The sequence below is a fragment of the Kitasatospora sp. NPDC005748 genome, assembly GCF_040630735.1.
In the GTDB taxonomy this organism is placed as follows: domain Bacteria; phylum Actinomycetota; class Actinomycetes; order Streptomycetales; family Streptomycetaceae; genus Kitasatospora.
Genome location: NZ_JBEXYD010000102.1, coordinates 1 through 15,973 on the forward strand (window position 1 = coordinate 1; position 15,973 = coordinate 15,973).

Consider the following 15,973-nt stretch of genomic DNA (forward strand, 5'->3'; position numbering starts at 1 on the left):
GGGTCCCCCGGGTCACTTGCTAACCCGGTCTCCCTCACCTTGGTGTTGGGAATTCGGCTGGGGCTCCCGCCCGAGGGCGGGAGCCACTGCCATCTGCCGGGAGGATCAGACCGCTTCCGCGCGCTTCGCGGGGAAGGCGTGCGTACGGGCGGCGAACACGAGGGCGATCAGCGGGATCACCAGCACCAGCACGGTCCACGGGAACGAGCCCGGGCCGGCCGCCGAGAGCAGCACCCCGCCGGCCACGCCGCCACCGGCCATGAACGAGTTCCAGACCGTGACCAGCAGGGCCTGGCCGCGGCTGCCGCCCGTGTTGGTGACGGCGGTCTGCAGCAGGGTGGCCAGGCCGCCCCAGCCGAGGCCCCACAGCACCATCGCCCCGTAGACGGCCACCGGGCTGCCCGGCGTCAGCGCGAGGAAGACCGCCGCCACGGTGAACAGGACGCAGCTGGCGATGGTCAGTTCGCGCAGGTAGCGGTCGATCAGCGTGCCGGTGATCCAGATGCTCAGCATCGAGGCGAGGCCGAAGACCAGGAGGACGGTGTCGCGGTTGTCCCCCAGTTTGTTCTCGTCGAGGAACGAGGCGATGTACGTGTAGAAGGTGTTGTGGGCGAGCACGTACGCGGCCACCACGACCAGGATGATCGACACCCCGGGCAGGCGCAGGGCCTGGAGGATCGGCTCGCGGTGCTCGGCCTTCTGCCCCGGGTGGTCGGGGACGGACGCGATGATCCAGAGCAGCAGCAGCACGGTGACGGCGGTGATCAGACCGAAGGTCAGGCGCCAGCCGAAGACCTTGCCGAGGAAGGTGCCCGCCGGGATGCCCAGCGACAGGGCGAGCGGGATGCCGATCATGGTGATCGCGATGGCCCGGCCGACCAGGTGCGGCGGCGCCAGCCGGCGCGCGTACACCACGAGTTCACCCCAGACGGCGGCCGCGGCCACACCGGCGACGAGACGGAACCCCATGGTCAGGACGTAGCTCGACGAGATGGCGGTGACCGTGTTGGCGAGGATGAAGGCCACCACCGCCACCAGGACCAGCTGCTTGCGGCGCCAGCCGGCCGTGGCGGCGGCGAGCGGGATGGCCGAGACGCCGGTGGCGATCGCGTAGATCGTCAGCGCCTGCCCCGCCGCGGACTCGCTGACCGAGAGGTCGCGCGCCATCTCGGGCAGCACGCCGGCGGGCAGCGCCTCGGTCAGCACCATCACGAAGGCGGCCGTGGCCAGGGCCAGCAGGGGGGACATCGGGAGCTTCCGGCTCTCCTCCGCGGAGGGTGTGTCCGGAGGGGAGCTTGCCGACAGCCCGGTCTGGGAGGTTGCCATGCTTGATACCTCGAACTCTCATACGAATGCGGATTCAGGACGCTGCTGCGGTACGGGGTGAGCCGACTGCGGGCGGAGAGCGGTTCGTCGCGTGCCGGTTCGTCGCACGCCAAAGCCCCCCGGCCCCCACGCAGCGCGCTGCCAGCCGCAACAACCGCCGACCGCCCGGTCATCCCGTTTCCCGCAGAGATGATGGACTTATTTATGTTCCGGCGGAAGTAGCGGGTGCGGCGAGCCCGGTGGACGGCACTCGGCGTGGCGTTGAACGGAGTTGACGGACCATCAAACGTGCAGCTCACGGGCCCGGAACGACGCTCCGGACAGTCAGCCGCGGGGGTGGCCGCGGGGCTTCCGATGCGGCGGCGAGACCGTCTCACATGGTGGACGCTCCGCAGGAACCCGCCTGCCCGGCGGGGCGGACAGCCCCACCGGGCAGGCGGATCGGGCCAGAAGGGCGGGAACCGGCCAACGGCGGCGAGCCCCGAACGACTAGGCCGGGTAGTTGGACTGAGTGAACGTCACCTCGTTGTCCAGCACCACGCCGTGGCTCTTGAAGTCGATGGTGATGCGGTCGCCGTGGGCGATCCGGAAACCGTCGTGGAAGCTCGCCTTGTCGGCGCCGAGCAGGACGTAGTTGACCAGGCCCGGGCGGCGCAGCGCCGGGTACTCGAACAGGTTGTCCACCATGTCCTGGATCTTGAAGTACAGGGCGTCCTCGCCGCAGTCGAACGGGCCCTCCCAGGCGGGGACGCCGTCCCGCTCGATGACGACCCGGCCGGTCACCGAGGCCGGCGGCTCCCCGAGGAACAGCCACGGGGTGATCGAGGTGTCGCACAGCTTGCAGTACGGGTTCCAGCCCGGGTTCTGGATGTGCAGGCCGATGTCGCACAGGTCGTTGCCGAAGGTGTAGCCGACGTACCGCGGGTTGCCCGCGTCGTCGTTGACGTAGACGAGGGCCAGCTCCGGCTCCTCGATCAGCGCCACCGACTTCTCCGGGACGACCAGGGTCTCGCCGGGCAGCCGCAGCCAGGAACCGAAGCCCTTGAAGAACCAGTTCGGCGCGACGAACTCCTCGTCCTCGCCCGGCTCGCCCTCGAACTTCGACTTGTGGGTCCGCATGAAACCGCTCAACAGGGCGTTCCCGCTGGCCTCGGGCAACAGCGGCGGCAGGTACTTCACCTGCTCCTCGCCGCCCTCGACGGTGATCGGGGTGACCTCGGCCTTGATCGCGGCGACGACGTCCTCGGCGGTCTCGGCGGCGATGAACTCGGCCTGCAGCCGGCCGTCGTTCACCCGGTACAGCGTCAGAGCCTTTCCGGGTACGGGCTTCTCGAAGCCCACGTACCGCTCACCCTGGTATTCGCATTCGAAAAGTACGGACATCTCGGTGGTCCTCCTAGGCTCGTTGGTGCGGTCGGCCCGGCAGGAGCCGGGTGGTGGACGGGGCGGTGAGGTCCGTCAGGACCTCGTCGACCCGGTCGATGGCGGCCCGGATCCACGGCAGCCCGAGCGGGTCGGCGGCCTCCAGGGCGGCGTGCTGCCGCTCCGCCGTCTCGCCGTAGAACCGGCTGGTGGCCGCGCGAAGCCGCAGCGGCTCGGCGGCCTCCCCGAAGGCCTCGGCGCCCAGCACGCCGACGCCGTAGCGGTCGGTGAGCAGCCGGGCCAGCTCCGTCCCGGTGCGCACCCCGTGGACGGAGCGGAGCCGCTCGCGCAGCGGCTCGAAGTCCGGGTACAGATAGCAGGTGGCGCGGACCGGCGCCAGCAGCGCTCCGGCGGCGGTGAACCGCTCGGCCGTCGCCGCGGCGACGATCCCGTGCAGCCGGCGCGAGGCCGCCACGTGCGCCACGATCTCCGGCGGCTCGCCGAAGGCGTACGCGGCCGCCACCTGGACGGGGGCGGGCGGGCTGGACCAGATCTGGCTGGCGATGGCGATCAGCCGGGCGTGGAGCCGGCGCCCGGCGGCGCCCTCGGGCAGCAGGGCGACGCCCGTCCGCCAGCCGCCCACCGCCAGGTTCTTGGTCAGCCCGGTGGTGACCACGGTGCGCTCGGGTGCGAACGCGGCCGGGGAGACCGCCGGCGTGGCCTGGTCGAAGACCAGGTCGCAGTAGATCTCGTCGGAGATGATGACGAGGTCCAGCTCCCGGGCCGCCTCGCCCAGCCGCCGGACGGTGTCGGGCGTGGCGACGGCGCCGGTGGGGTTGTCCGGCAGGGTGACGACGACGGAGCGCGGGTCGTGCCCGGCGGCGCGGGCCGCCAGGACCGTCTCGCGCAGCAGGTCCGGGTCCGGTACGCCGCCCTCCCCCGCCGGAACGGGGACCTTGAGGACGCGGGCGCCGACGAGCTCGGCCTGGGCGGCGTAGCTGACCCAGCTGGGCCGGGGGATCACCACGTCGCCGCCGACCGCCATGATCAGGGCGAACAGCAGGGCCTTGCTGCCCGGCCCGGCAACGACCAGCTCCGGGTCGGCGGCCAGACCGCGCCGCTGCCAGTAGCCGGCCGCCGCCGACCGCAGCTCCGGGCTGCCGGCCACCGGGCCGTAGGTGGACCGGTCGGCGGCGGCCGCCAGCCGGGCCCTCAGCTCGGGGTGGACCGGCAGGCCGATCTCGCCGCTGGCCATGATCAGGACCTGTTCGCCGGCGGCGCGTCTGCGGGCGAGGGCCTCGTCGGCGGCCAACGTCGCCGACAGGGTCACCTTCGCGGGCTCGGGCATGGGTGTGCTCCAGGGATCGGAGGGGGCTGGTGGTCGGCGGGGCGGGACCGGGGCGATCCGGCGTGGGTCACTGCCCGCCGTAGCGGCGGCGCAGCTCGGCCTTGCGGACCTTGCCGGTGAGCGTCTTCGGCAGGGCGTCGACGACCACCACGCGCTCCGGGAAGAAGCGCGGGTCCTGGCCGGCCTCGCGCAGCACGGCGTGGATCTCCTCCAGCCCCGGCTGCGCGCCGGCGGTGACGACCACCGCGAGGATCGGGTCGTCGCTGCGCCCGGTGGTCCCGACCAGCGCGGTCTCGGTCACCTCGGGGTGCCGGGAGATGATCGCTTCGAGTTCCGTCATCGGGACGACGGTGTCGTCGCGGATCAGGGCGTCCTTGGCCCGGCCGAGGATGCGGATGCCGCCGCGGCCGTCGTCGCGCGCGTAGTCCCCGGTGTCGAACCAGCCCTCGGCGTTGAACTCGGCGGCGAACACGTCCTCGCGCTTGTAGTACCCGAGGGCCTGCGCCGCGCCGCGCACCCGCAGCCGGCCGACCGGGGCGCGCTTGCCCGGGTCGTCGCGGTCGTCGACGCGCAGCTCCATGGAGTCGATCGGCCCGCCGTTGCTGCTGGCCGCCCAGTCCGGGTTGTAGTCGAGCCGGGTGATGGTGACCGGCCCGAACTCGGACATCCCCCACACCGAGTAGGTCCGGGCCCCGAGGGTCTCGCGCACCTCGTCCACCAGCTCCTGCAGCACCGGCGCGGAGCCGGTGACGGCGTGGCGCAGGGTGGAGACGTCGCGCGGGTCCTCCCGCTGGGACCTGGCGATGTCGGCCAGGGTGGACGGCGGACCGTAGACCAGCGTGGCGCCGTAGCGCTCGACCAGGTCGAGCAGGGCGGAGTTGCGCCGGACGTCCTGGAAGGCGACGGTGGCGCCGAGCATGACGCCGGTCAGGATGCCCTGGCCGAAGCCGGAGTAGTGGACGAGCGGGGTGGTGACGGCCGCGACCAGGCTGTCGTCGAGCAGGAAGGTGTCGGCGTAGCCCCGGACGGCCGCGTAGATGGTGTTCTGGCTGTGCAGCACGCCCTTGGACACCCCGGTGGTGCCCGAGGTGAAGAGCACCACGAACGGCTCGTCGGGCGTGAGTTCGCGCCCGTCCAGCTCGCCCGCGCGCTGCTCCTCCCACGGGACGCCGACGAAGTGCTCGTCGAAGGAGAGCGTCCCGGCGTCCCGGCCGCCGACCACCACCACGTGCTCCAGCGGAAGTTCGGCCTTCAGCGCGGTGAGGTGGGCGGCCAGCGGGTAGCCGTTCCACTCCGGGACGGTGATGCAGACCCGGGCGCCGGTGAGCTCCAGGCGGTGCCGCAGCTCCTCCTCCTGGCAGACCGGGTCGATCGGGCAGATGACCGCGCCGACCCGGATGCAGGCGAACAGCAGCGGCACCGTCTCCCACCGGTTGGGAAGCTGGACGGCGACGAAATCGCCGCGCTCGACGCCGAGTTCCACCAGCGCCAGGGCGAAGCGGTCGGTCAGCACGGCCAGTTCGGAGTAGTCCAGGGTGTCCGTGCGCGCCTCGCCGATCCGGCGGGCCGCGACGGCGAGCTTGCGCGGCCGCAGCCGGGCCTGGCGGCGCAGGTCGTCGAGGAAGGTCTCCTCGCGCCACCAGCCGCGCCGCAGGTACTCGGCCGCGCTGCCCCGGGGCGGGGCCTGGTCCGGGCCGACGGACGGGCCGGCGGTCATCCGCGCTCCTTGCGGCGGGCGGCGAGCAGCTCGGGCAGCGGGTCGCCGGCGCGGGCGGCGGCGATCTCCAGCAGGTCGCGGGTGTTCTGCCGCACCCGGTCGCCGACCCAGTCGAAGACCCAGGCCTTGCGGGCCTCCGCCTCCAGGTGGAACGGCACGACCCGGGTGACGGCGAGGGCCGCCGAGCCGGCGCCCCCGATGTTGGCGATCACGCCGGGGACGACGGTGGCGCCCGCGGCCAGCACCTTGGCCTTGCCCTCGGCGCTGGAGGCGAGGTTGCCGCCCTCCACCACCAGGCGCGAGCGCAGCCGGTGCGCGTTGTCGGCGTTGATCGCGTGCTTCTGCGCCGCCAGGATCAGCAGGTCGGCGTCGACGTCGAGCCAGGCGTCCGGCTCGCCGGACTGGGTGACGCCCTGCGGCAGGCGGGAGCGGTCGATCCGGCCGAACTCGTCGGTGATGGCGACCAGGTCGGCCACCGGCAGCCGGTCCGCGCTGATGGTGCCCTGGACGTCGGCGACGCCCACCACGGTGTGGCCGCGGTCCTCCAGGAACCGGGCGACGGCACGGCCCACCGCACCGAAGCCCTGCACCACGACCCGGGCCGACCCGGTGCGGCCGCTGGCCTCCAGCGCGGTGACCGCGGCCACCCCCACACCGTGCCCGGTGCAGTCGATCAGCGGCTCGTAGTAGGTGCGCCAGTCGATCGGCATGTCCGGGGCACCCAGCCGGAAGCGCGGGTCGTAACCGGCCTCCGCGAAGAACACCGCCCGGTCCGCGGGGGTGACGCCCATGTCGATGCCGAGGTGGATGCCGCCGTGCAGCAGCGGCTTCACCGTCCGGCCGAAGGTCCGGAAGGTCTCCTCGCGGTCGGTGCCGTCGGAGACGATGCCGGCCTTGGCGCCGCCGATGCGCAGCCCGGCGAGGGTGAACTTGTCGGTCATGTCGCGAGCCAGGCCCGCCACTTCCTCCTCGGTGACCCCGGTGGTCATCCGGGTGCCGCCCATGGCCAGGCCGTCGACGAGGGAGTCGACGACCACCCAGCCCTTGATCGCACCACCGCTGCCGTTGAGGTGAACGGCGAATGCCGGCGCCTGGGTCTCTTCCACAGTCATGTGCGCATTCCTTCGGTACCTAGATGGGTTCATGATGTGACGGTCCGTCAGCCAGGCGCGCCGGCCGTCGCGGACGACTCGGCCGTACGCGCCTGCTGACGGATCGTCACTGGTAGAGCTGTGCGAAGCCTCGCAGAATCTCCAGACCGTCGGCGCGGAACTCCAGATGTGCCTGGGCCCCGTGGATCCGCCCGTCCTCGGAGCGGATGAACTCCACCGGGGCGTGCTCCGAGCGGCCGATCGAGCGGAAGCCCTCGGGCGCCTCCTGGAGGTAGAGGGTGTGCCGGTGGAACACCGTCACGGTCGGCTTCACATGGGTGAAGAGCGGCTCCTCCTTGTCGACCTGCACCTCGTAGCCGCCCACCCGCTGCGGCCCCTCGGCGAGCCGGCCGCCGGCCGCGACGGCGATGATCTGCATGCCGCCGCAGATCCCGAAGACCGGGACGTCGGCATGGGTCACGAGGTCGATCAGCGGCCGGTAGAAGTCGCTGTCATAGGCCCGCACCTTGGTACCGCTCAGCACGATCGCCTGGTAGCGGCCACCGAGGTCGGCGGGCACCTCCTCGGCTCGGACGACGTCCGTCTCCGAACCCAGCTCCTCGAAGCGGCCGCGGAGCTGCTTCAGCGACAGCGTTCCGTTGTTGACGACTAGCACACGGGATTTCGCCACGTACCCTGCTCCTCACGCTCGTGTGATGACGGTTCCGGTGCGCTCGGCGATCAGGTCCGTCACGGGTGCGCTGCCGATGACGACACGGTCCACTCCCCGGTCCAGGGCCTCCCCCGCGGCGCGCAGCTTCTTGCGCATGCCGCCGGTGGCGCCCTTGTCCCGGAACCGGGCCGCGGCCTCCGCCGTGATCCGGCGCACCGGCTGATCGTCGATCAGCAGGTGCGCGACATCGGTGACCAGGACCAGCTGTTCGGCCCCGATGCCGCCGGCGACGGCGGCAGCGGCCCGGTCGCCGTCGGTGTTCACCTCCCGGCCCGCCGCGTCCCGCGCGAGCGGGGTGACGAGGTAGGCGTGGCCGGCCTTGAGGTTCTTCAGCACCACCGGGTCCACCCCGGTGATCGGGCCGACGAGGTTCTCCAGCTCGACGAGCTGCTTCTCCTTCCACCACCAGCGCTCACCCTCGCCGGCGGTCACCAGGCCGTCGCTGCCGAGCACCCGCTCGGCGGTGATGCCGCGCTGCTCCAGGCGTCGCAGGACGTCCTCGGCGAGCTCGGCACTGACGGTCTTGATGTCCTCGATGACCTCGGGCGTCGTCCACCGGCTCTGGTTGCCGTACCGGTCGCGCAGGATCGCCGAGGGCTCGTGGTAGCGGGGGCTGAGGTTCTTCAGCGGCTTGGACCAGCCGTGCACGAGGACCAGCGGGCGGTCCCGGCCGAACCGGGCCAGGTCGTCCCACCAGGTGCCGGCGAGGTCGTCGACCGTGCTGCCGCCGAGCTTGACGACGGTCGGGGTGTCGGTGGCTGCCGTCCCGGTCATGCCGGCATCACCGGCTGCTGGGTCAGCCCGGTCTCCTCGGGCAGGCCGAAGCGCAGGTTGAGGGCCTGGATCGCCTGGCCCGCCGCGCCCTTGACCATGTTGTCCAGCGCCGCCAGGACGACGATCCGCCCGGCCTCCTCGTCGTGCAGGACGGACACGTCGCAGAAGTTCGAACCCAGCACGGCCTGCGGGTCCGGCACCGGGATCAGCGTCTCGTTGTGCCGGCGGACCCGCACGAACGGGCGCTGCTTGTAGAAGCGCAGGTACGCGCGGTGCAGGCTGCGCGCGTCCACCTCGTCGTCGGTGAAGACGTAGGTGCTGGCCATCAGGCCGCGCACGTGCGACACCCCGTACGCCGACATGCTGAGCGAGTCGATCCCGCCCGGCTTGCTGCGCTCCAGGAAGTCCTTGACCTCCGCCGCGTGCCGGTGCCCCGCCGGTGCGTACGGCGCGATGGCGCCGTTGCGCAGCGGGTGCAGGTCGGCTGTCCGCAGGGACAGGCCCCCGCCGCTGGAGCCGGTCTTGCCGTCCACCACCACGGTCCTCAGGTTGAGGCCGAGGCCGATCACCAGCGGGGCGAGCCCGAGGGTGATCGCGGTGGCGAAGCAGCCCGGCAGCGAGATCAGCGCGGCGCCGGGCAGCTGGTCGCCGACCAGCTCCGGGACGCCGTAGACGAACCGGTCCGCCAGGCCGTCGGCACGGTGCACGTCCGGGTACCACCGGTCGTGCAGCGCCGGCGTCTGGATCCGGAAGGCGCCGCTGAGGTCGATGACACAGGGCACCTCGTCGGCCAGCCGCGCCGCCAGCTCCGCCGAGGCGGTCGCGGGCGTGGCGAGCAGGACGACGTCGCACCGGCCGCTGAGGTCCGTGCCGACCGGTTCGATGGTCAGCCCGAGGTCCAGCCGCAGGCCCGGGTGGAGCTCGGCCGGGCGGCGCCCCGCGCTGGCGTTGCCGCCGAGGAAGGTCAGCTCCAGCTCGGGGTGCTGGGTGATCAGCCTGATCAGTTCACCGCCGGCGAGCCCGGAGGCCCCGATGATGCCGACCCGGATCATCCGATCTCCTCCCGTACGTAGCGGCCGATGGCCGCGGCGATGTCCACCCCGGTGGCCGAGGCGACCGCCCGGAAGGCCGGTGCGTGGTTGACCTCGTTGACCACGTAGCCGTCGGGCGTCGCGAAGAGGTCGATGCCGAAGATGCCCTCGCCGAGGACGTCCAGCACCCCGTCGACGATCTTCTGCACCTCGGGGTCGAGGTCGACGGCGCGGTTGCGGTTGCCCAGCGCCGCGTTGCTGCGCCAGTCCGTCCCCGCGCTGTGGAACTCGGCGATGGCGACCAGCTCGCGGCCGACCACGAAGCAGCGCAGCGAGGATCCGTCGGCCAGGTAGGGCTCGATCAGCGAGGCCTGCTCGAAGCCGTGCCCGAGGTCCTCGACGTAGTCGTAGACCGAGTGCGCGGAGTCCGCGTCCCGCAGCAGGGTGACCCGCTTGCCCATGCCGCCGAAGACCGGCTTCAGCACGACCGGCGGCGGCAGTTCGGCCAGGGCCTTCTCGAAGTCCCGGCGGGACAGCACGAGCCGGAAGTCGGGCACCGGCACGCCGGCGGCACGCAGCTGGGCGCGCAGCGTCAGCTTGTTCTCACAGGCCTGGATGGCCGAGACGGTGTTCAGGGTGGGGATCCGGGCCGCCTCCGCGACGGTGGCGATCAGACCGCCCCGCGTGTAGCTGCGGCTGCGGACGAGCACGGCGGCGTAGCCCCCGAGCGAGGCCGACTCCTGGTCACCCAGGGCGAGCGACTCGTCGTTCACCCACTCGACGCTCAGGCCCAGGCCCGCGGCCGCGTCGATCAGCCGGCGCTCTTCCCAGCCGACCCGGTCGGCGACGATGGCGACAGTTCGCTCCATGGGCTTACTGACCCCAATCGCGAAGCTGCACCTCGACCATCTGGAGGCTGAGCCGGCCCTCCACGACGTCCTCCACCCGGAGCGTCAGCATGCACTCGGGGCAGGCGATGGTCTCGCCCTGCACCATCGGCGGGGTGGTCAGATCGGTCTCGCATTCGGGGCACAGGCCGGTCAACGTGCCAGCAGACATTGTCATCTCCGTAGTCGTTCTCTGGTGGATGTGGATCCGGTGGTGGTGAAAGCCGGACCGGGGTGGGACCGGTCAGACGGACTGGAACTCGACGGCCGCCTTGCGGATCGCGTCGCGGTCCAGCAGGTCGCGGTCGTCGCGCTCCTGACGGACGGTCAGCCAGGACGTGAAGGCGGCGACGTCGACCGACTCGGCCAGCTCGTCGAGCGCCCAGGTGACCAGCGGTGTGGTCAGCCGGGTGCGCACCCGCAGCTCGCGGGAGTTCCCGACGATCTCCGGGGCCAGCGTCTCGTAGGCCTCGGGGTGGGTCAGCTGGCCGGGCAGCTCGTAGGCGAAGGCGTGCGGGGCCGTGGGGCCGGACTGGAAGGCGTCGCCGAGCCGGGCGCCGCGCAGCGCGGCGTTGGTGAGCTCGGTGAGGTGGCTCAGGTCGAAGCGGGTGTCGCCGTAGACCACCCGCAGCGAGGTGAGCAGCTCGGCCAGCGGGGCGTTGCCGCCGCGCTCCCCGATGCCGCCGGCCGTCGCGGAGATCCACTTCGCCCCAGCGCGGTAGGCGGCCAGCGAGTTGGCGACCGCCATGCCCAGCATGTTGTGCGAGTGGATCTCGATCTCGGAGCCGTCGATCTCGGTGATGCTGCGGATCTGACGCTCCATCTGCCACGGCGACAGGTAGGCGACGGTCTCCGCCAGCCGGAACCGGTCGGCGCCGGCCGCGAAGCCCGCCTCGACGTAGGGGACGAGCCGTTCCCTGGGCGTGCGGGCACCGTCCTCACCGCTGAAGGTGACGTGGAAGCCGCGCTCCTTGGCCGCGACGATCGCCGCCCGGGCCACCGCGATCAGGTACTTGGTGCTGGAGGAGCTCAGCTTGAGGGCCGCATGCTGCTCCGAGGTCGGGATCGAGAACATCACGGACCGCACGCCGAGCCGCTTGGCCTCGTCCAGCGCCGTGACCACCTGCTGGCGGTCCCGCACCACGACCAGGCTCAGCGAGCGCTCCGGGCCCACCGACTCGTGGGTGGCGAGGATGAGGTCGGCGTCCTTGGTCGACGGGCCGGAGATCATCCCGACCTCGACCAGCTCGACGCCGGTGCGGACCAGGAGGTCGGCGATGTGGGCGGCGTCCTTGGGGCCGAACTCGACGCCGGCCATGTGCGCGGAGTCCCGCAAGGTCGCGTCGGACAGGTGGGGCAGCCCCTGCGGGGGCACGTCTTCCTTCAGGTGCTCTGCTGGTGCCATGTGCGTTCCCTCCTTTTCCGGAGCCGGGTTCCCATTCGCGCTGACCTCGGCTCCGGCCTGAATTCTCGCGATGCGGCATGTACGAATGGAGCAGGGCCGAAAGAGCGACGATGCGCAGTGCGCTCGACGAATATGGTGGTCGATCGCGCTGTGAAGGGACAACACTGCCAATGTCAGGAGCTTGTCAAGGACTGTGATGGAACGTCATGGACGGTGAGCTGTGCGGACTTCTCGTCGGCATGCCGACAATTTCCTGGACAGCCTCCGAGGGCACCTGTATCGCTGAATAGGCGCGCGAAATCCGCGCCGAGCGGCGGGAGGCCGGCGGCATTGCCCCGCGAGTCGTTCGAGCGCCCCCGACGGTGTGCCGCCCCGTACCGCCGCACCCCCTCCACCCGAGAACGGAGCCATGGACACGTGAGAACGGACCGGTCGAACCGTGCGCACGCACCCCGCAGTGCCGGGGGAAGCGACCACTTACCGAACTGAGCACCGCCCGTAGAAAGGAGAGAACTTCCGATGGTTGTTCCACTGGAACTCAAGCCCGCCCCCCAGGGGTCCGGCGATCCGTCGTCGGCCGCCGCGGCCCGCGAGCTGGCCGAGCGCGTCGCGCGGCCGACCGCGGCCGAGCGGGACCGCGACCACCGCTGGGACCCGGCCCTCTTCGCCGAACTGGCCGGCGCCCGGCCCGGCCCCGGCCTCGCCGGACCGCTGGTCCCGCGCGCCCTCGGCGGCGGCGGCCTCAGCGCCACCCAGACCTGTGCCCTCCTCGAAGGCCTCGGCGAAGGCGCCCGCGACCCGGGCCTCGCCCTCGCCGTCGGCGTCCACGCGGTGCTCGCCACCGTGCCGCTGCGCGCCTTCGGCAGCCCCCGCCAGCGCGAGCGCTACCTGCCCCTGATGGCCTCCGGCGACTGGATCGGCGCGGTGTCCCTGCGGCAGACCCAGGGCGCCGCCCTCGCCCCGACCGTCACCGCCCGCCCCGGCACGCCGGGGCTCGGCGGCTGGGTGCTCACGGGCGAGCTGGACCTCGTCGCCGGCGGCCCGGTGGCCCACCACTTCCTGGTCGTCGCCACGCACGACGGCGGCGGCCGGACGGCCTTCGTCCTGGACCGCTCCACCGCCGGACTGCTGATCACCGAGTCGGCGCCGGCCGCCATGCGCACCTGTGCCTGGGGACGCCTCGTCCTGGACGGCTGCCACGTCCCGGACGACGCGGTGCTGGGCAGCGTCGGCGGCGCCGGGACCGAGGTGGAGCCGCTGCTGGCCTCGCTCGACTGGGTCTTCTCCAGCGCGCCCTGGCTCGGCGTCATGCGGGCCCTGGTCCGGGACGCCGTCGACGGCGTCGGCGAGCGCCGGGTCTTCGGCCGGCCCCTCGTGCACGCCCAGTCCGCCCGGTTCACCCTGGCCGACCTCGCCACCCGCTGCGAACTGGCCTCCGGACTGCTCTACCGGGCCGCCGGACAGTTCGACTCAGGCGGCCGGCCCACCCGCCAGGACGCCGCCACCGCGCGGCTCTTCGTGGCCGCCGCCGCGCGGACGGTCGCCGAGGGGGCCGCGCGCCTGTCCGGCCCGCTCGCGCTGACCAGCGACCACCTGATCGCGCGGGCCCACCGCGACGCCCTGTTCTTCGCCGAGACCGGGGGCGGCACCGAGGTGCTGCGCCCGGTGATCGCCGCGTCCCTGCTCGGGCTCGGCTGACGTGAGGACCGATACCGACATGACCGACACACCACACGGCACCGTCCTCAGCTTCCCGGGCACCGCCTCCCGGGCCGCCGAGACCGACGCGGCGGGCCGGATGCCTTCGCCGAACTGGACGGAGATCATCGACAGCGGCTACCTGCGGCTGTTCCACCCGGAGTCCTCGGGCGGCAGCGGCGCCGACGGCCTCACCCAGCTGGCGGCCATGGAGGCGCTCGCCCGCGCCTGCCCGGGCAGCTACTGGACCGCCACCGTGTCCGGCCTGCTGTGCGGCAAGCTGATCTCCCGCTACAGCCGGCCCAGCGAGTACGACCGGCTCCTGAAGCCGCTGATCTCCGGCGAGAAGCTGGCCTGCTTCGCCATCGTGGAACCGCCCGCGGGCAGCGACGCCGGGACCTACACCACCACGGTCCGGCCGGCCGGAGCCCCCGGCGAGGGGTTCGTCATCAACGGCGAGAAGGCCAAGATCACCAACGCGCCGGACGCGGACGTGGCCGTCACACTCGCCCGCCGGCAGAAGGCCCCCGGCGACGAGGGCCACGACTGGTGCCTCGCCTTCGTGGACCTGAACCAGCCCGGCGTCCGCCGCTACGAGACGCCGCGGATGGGCCTGCGCGGCATGCCCTGGGGCGGCATCGTCTTCACCGAGGCCACCGTCTCCGAGGCCGACGTGGTGCCCGTGCCGTTCGGCGAACTGGCCGGTGAGCTGGCCGAACTGATGGCCTGGGGCTGGCTGCTGATCTCCGTCTCGGCCATCGCCATCGCCGAGTCCGCGCTGGACGCCTCGGTCCGGTACGCGGGTGAGCGGGTCTCCTTCGGGCGGCCCCTGGCGCACATGGAGGGCGTGCAGACCCAGCTCGCCGAGTCCCGGGCCCAGATCGACGCCGCCCGGGTGCTGGCCCGCCGGGCGGTGACCGAGCTCGCCGCCGGCCGGTCGGCCCGGGAGGCGATCGCCATGCTCAAGATCTACGCCACCGAGATGGCCGTCGAGGTCACCGCCCGCGCCGTGCAGATCCACGGCGCGGCCGGCGTCACCCGGGGCCACGAGGTGGAGCGCCTCTACCGGGACGCCCAGATGAACGTCATCGGCGGGTTCACCTCCAACCGGCTGCGGGAGACGGTCGCCGAGAGCCTGGGCCTGGGCCCGGCGGTCTACCGGCCGTTCGACTGGGTGGCACCGGCCGGTCTCGGTACCGATCCGGCGGGCTTCGACGGCCTCACCCGGCCCGCCGGGGCCGTTCCCGCGTAGCTCCGGCGGTCCGGCACCACCCGGGGGTTCTTCCGGCCCGGCCCGCGGCGGGCCGGAAGAACCCCCGGATACCGGGACCGGCCGGCCGGTCGAATTCCCGGCGGACCGGAATTCGTCACGGCGAATTCATCTCCGGCAACACCACGGGTACATTCCTCCGGCGTAGTGCCGGGAATCCGTGAAGGGAATCCGTGAGGGGAATCCGTGGCTCGAACCGGTGGCGGGAATCCGGGCCGACCCGCCGGTCGGCTTCCCGGCACTCCCGGGCATTTCCCGGGGCCGACCGGCCGGGGCCATTCGCGAGGCGGCCCCGGCCGGTCGGCCGGTATTCACCGACGGGTCTGCTCGCCCCCCTCCCGGAGGGTCGTGATGATGGCCGAGAAGTCCAGCCCCGCTCCCTCAGCGGCGGCGAAGCCCGCGTACAACTCCGCTGCCCTCAGGCCGAGTTCCACCGGCAGGCCGGCGGCCTTGACCGCTCCGGCGGCCAGTTCGAAGTCCTTGGCCATCAACCCGGCGGCGAAGCCGGCCCGGTCATCACGGTTGGCAGGGCTGGCCGGCACCGGGCCGGGGACGGGGCAGTTGCCGGTCAGCGCCCAGCACTGGCCGGAGGCGGTCGAGGTGACGTCGAACAGCGCCTGGTGGCTGAGCCCGAGGCTCTCCCCCAGCACGAACGCCTCGCTGACCGCGATCATCGAGATCCCGAGGATCACGTTGTTGCAGATCTTCGCGGCCTACCCGGCGCCCGCAGGACCGCAGTGCACGACCTTGGCGCCCATCGCCGCCGGCACCGGTCCGGCGGCGGCGAGGTCCGCCGCTGCGGCGCCCACCATGAAGGTGAGGCTCCCGGCGGTCGCGCCGGGCACGCCGCCGGAGACCGGCGCGTCGATCGCGACGAAACCGGCCGTCTCCGCCACGGATCATCACAAGCCTGCTCCCGGATCACTGCGCGCCGCCCGGTCTTCCCGGCTGGGTGCCAGTGACTGGTACTGCGACGACGCACTCTCCGGTCACAGTGGCGGGACCGTGCCGGATTCACACCGGCTTCCCTGCACTGCGGGCCTTGTTCACGACCATTTAGTCGGGCGCCCTAGTAAGTCCAGGGTGCCGCCGCGCCCGCCCTGCCCGCCTTGGGCAGCCCTCACGGATGCCCTGGCGGTCGCCGGCCCGACCGCTGTGACGCTCCGTGGCCGAGCCCCGGGGGAGGTCGCAGGCGGGCCCGACTGCGTCGGCACCTGGCTGGTGGCGTCTTTCTCCGGGAACGCAAAGAACCCCCCGATCCTTACGGACCGGGGGGTTCTTTGGAATGATTGTTCGGCGGCGTCCTACTCTCCCACAGGGTCCCCCCTGCA

General features: G+C 72.5%; 13 protein-coding genes, 1 pseudogene and 1 riboswitch. Of the genes and pseudogenes, 2 read left to right on the forward strand and 12 right to left on the reverse strand.

Annotated features, from left to right (window positions below):
- Positions 1-105: 105 nt before the first annotated feature.
- The 11 genes from ABZ495_RS35510 to ABZ495_RS35560 form a co-directional block, all read right to left on the reverse strand.
- Positions 106-1,248, reverse strand: a complete 1,143-nt coding sequence (locus tag ABZ495_RS35510) for an MFS transporter (RefSeq protein ID WP_359811641.1) — start codon at positions 1,246-1,248, stop codon at positions 106-108.
- Between the two features lie 567 nt (positions 1,249-1,815).
- Complete coding sequence (locus ABZ495_RS35515; protein WP_359840061.1) at positions 1,816-2,709, reverse strand: fumarylacetoacetate (FAA) hydrolase; 894 nt, start codon at positions 2,707-2,709, stop codon at positions 1,816-1,818.
- 13 nt (positions 2,710-2,722) lie between these two features.
- Positions 2,723-4,036, reverse strand: coding sequence for a pyridoxal phosphate-dependent aminotransferase (locus ABZ495_RS35520; protein WP_359840063.1), 1,314 nt, complete (start codon positions 4,034-4,036; stop codon positions 2,723-2,725).
- 67 nt (positions 4,037-4,103) lie between these two features.
- A complete protein-coding gene (locus ABZ495_RS35525) occupies positions 4,104-5,753 on the reverse strand; it encodes an AMP-binding protein (protein WP_329490289.1) in 1,650 nt (549 codons plus the stop codon).
- Complete coding sequence (locus ABZ495_RS35530) at positions 5,750-6,865, reverse strand: Glu/Leu/Phe/Val dehydrogenase dimerization domain-containing protein (protein WP_329490288.1); 1,116 nt, start codon at positions 6,863-6,865, stop codon at positions 5,750-5,752. Before ABZ495_RS35530 ends, ABZ495_RS35525 begins: the two co-directional genes overlap by 4 nt.
- Before the next feature lie 106 nt (positions 6,866-6,971).
- On the reverse strand, positions 6,972-7,535 hold the full coding sequence (locus ABZ495_RS35535; RefSeq protein WP_329490287.1) for a gamma-glutamyl-gamma-aminobutyrate hydrolase family protein: 564 nt from the start codon (positions 7,533-7,535) through the stop codon (positions 6,972-6,974).
- A 12-nt stretch (positions 7,536-7,547) separates the two neighbouring features.
- Complete coding sequence (locus ABZ495_RS35540) at positions 7,548-8,351, reverse strand: acetylglutamate kinase (RefSeq protein ID WP_359811649.1); 804 nt, start codon at positions 8,349-8,351, stop codon at positions 7,548-7,550.
- The gene (gene argC / locus ABZ495_RS35545; protein ID WP_329490285.1) at positions 8,348-9,403 is read right to left on the reverse strand and encodes an N-acetyl-gamma-glutamyl-phosphate reductase; all 1,056 of its coding nucleotides are present in this window, start codon (positions 9,401-9,403) and stop codon (positions 8,348-8,350) included. Before argC ends, ABZ495_RS35540 begins: the two co-directional genes overlap by 4 nt.
- Positions 9,400-10,251, reverse strand: a complete 852-nt coding sequence (locus ABZ495_RS35550; protein WP_359840065.1) for a RimK family alpha-L-glutamate ligase — start codon at positions 10,249-10,251, stop codon at positions 9,400-9,402. The genes argC and ABZ495_RS35550 overlap by 4 nt, the downstream gene beginning before the upstream one ends.
- Before the next feature lie 4 nt (positions 10,252-10,255).
- The gene (locus ABZ495_RS35555; RefSeq protein WP_329490283.1) at positions 10,256-10,441 is read right to left on the reverse strand and encodes a lysine biosynthesis protein LysW; all 186 of its coding nucleotides are present in this window, start codon (positions 10,439-10,441) and stop codon (positions 10,256-10,258) included.
- A gap of 72 nt (positions 10,442-10,513) precedes the next feature.
- Positions 10,514-11,674, reverse strand: coding sequence for an isopropylmalate synthase (locus tag ABZ495_RS35560; protein ID WP_359811655.1), 1,161 nt, complete (start codon positions 11,672-11,674; stop codon positions 10,514-10,516).
- Positions 11,675-12,193: 519 nt separating this feature from the next.
- On the opposite strand from ABZ495_RS35560, the gene ABZ495_RS35565 reads away from it, so the two are divergent.
- Together ABZ495_RS35565 and ABZ495_RS35570 are read left to right on the forward strand one after the other, a co-directional pair.
- On the forward strand, positions 12,194-13,372 hold the full coding sequence (locus ABZ495_RS35565) for an acyl-CoA dehydrogenase family protein (RefSeq protein WP_359840067.1): 1,179 nt from the start codon (positions 12,194-12,196) through the stop codon (positions 13,370-13,372).
- A 19-nt stretch (positions 13,373-13,391) separates the two neighbouring features.
- The gene (locus ABZ495_RS35570; protein ID WP_359840069.1) at positions 13,392-14,624 is read left to right on the forward strand and encodes an acyl-CoA dehydrogenase family protein; all 1,233 of its coding nucleotides are present in this window, start codon (positions 13,392-13,394) and stop codon (positions 14,622-14,624) included.
- Positions 14,625-14,953: 329 nt separating this feature from the next.
- Here the strand turns inward: ABZ495_RS35570 and ABZ495_RS35575 are convergent.
- Positions 14,954-15,526 (reverse strand): annotated as a pseudogene (locus tag ABZ495_RS35575) (NAD-binding protein); the annotation flags it as partial.
- 5 nt (positions 15,527-15,531) lie between these two features.
- Positions 15,532-15,703: riboswitch (cobalamin riboswitch) on the reverse strand.
- Positions 15,704-15,973: the final 270 nt, after the last annotated feature.